The organism is Streptomyces sp. SID12501, from assembly GCF_010550245.1.
GTDB lineage: Bacteria > Actinomycetota > Actinomycetes > Streptomycetales > Streptomycetaceae > Streptomyces.
This window is the reverse complement of the sequence record NZ_JAAGLU010000165.1, coordinates 1-786: the sequence shown is the minus strand read 5'-3', so window position 1 is coordinate 786 and position 786 is coordinate 1. Positions and strand designations below refer to the sequence as shown.

1 pseudogene is annotated in these 786 nt (G+C 71.8%); it reads left to right on the top strand.

Going from position 1 to position 786, the window contains the following annotated elements:
* Positions 1 to 183 precede the first annotated feature (183 nt).
* Positions 184 to 330: pseudogene (locus G3I71_RS53055) on the top strand (winged helix-turn-helix transcriptional regulator); the annotation flags it as partial.
* Between the last annotated feature and the right edge of the window lie 456 nt (positions 331 to 786).

The following is a 786-nucleotide window of genomic DNA, read 5'->3' as shown; positions in this document are numbered from 1 at the left end:
CGGACGACCGCGTGCTGCGTTGCTCGTCCGGGTCAACGGCGGTGTGCACCTAGACTTTCCCACGATCCGGTACCCACCTTCTCGTCGGGTACCTACCCGGAGGTGAGCATGCAGGCAGCAGCGATGTCGGTGGTCGACGACGTGACGGCCACCACACCCGCGACGGCCTCCACGTTGCAGCAGATGCTCGCCGCGGGCCAGCTGCCCGCCGCGTGCCCGAGCTGCGTCGTGCTCGACCACGTGACGTCGAAGTGGGGCGTGCTCGTGCTCGTCGCGCTGTCGGAGCGCACGCTGCGCTGGGGCGAGCTGCGCCGCGTCGTCGAGGGCGTCGACCTCGGCGCCGGAGACGACGTGTCCCACCTCGATGCCGACCTCGGCGCAGACCCGGGCGGCGACCGGTTCGTTGTCCCCGGTGACGACCTTGACCGCGATGCCCTTGTCGGCCATGCCCTGCAGGGCCGCGGCGGCGGAGGCCTTCGGCGGGTCGAGGAAGGCGAGGAAGCCGACCAGGGTCAGCCCGTGCTCGTCGGCGACCGTGTAGGTGTCGCGCGGGCCGACGAACGTACGGGTGGCGACGGCCAGGACGCCCAGGCCCCGACGGTTGTTGTCCTCGGCGATCCGGGTGACGCGGCCACGCAGCGCCTCGGTCAGCTCGACCCGCTCGCCGCGGTCCGTCATGTGGGTGCACAGGGACAGGACTTCCTCGACCGCGCCCTTGGTGACCAGGACGTGCTCGGCACGGGCGCCGCCCACGATGCCGTTGCGGTTCAGCACCACGGACATCCG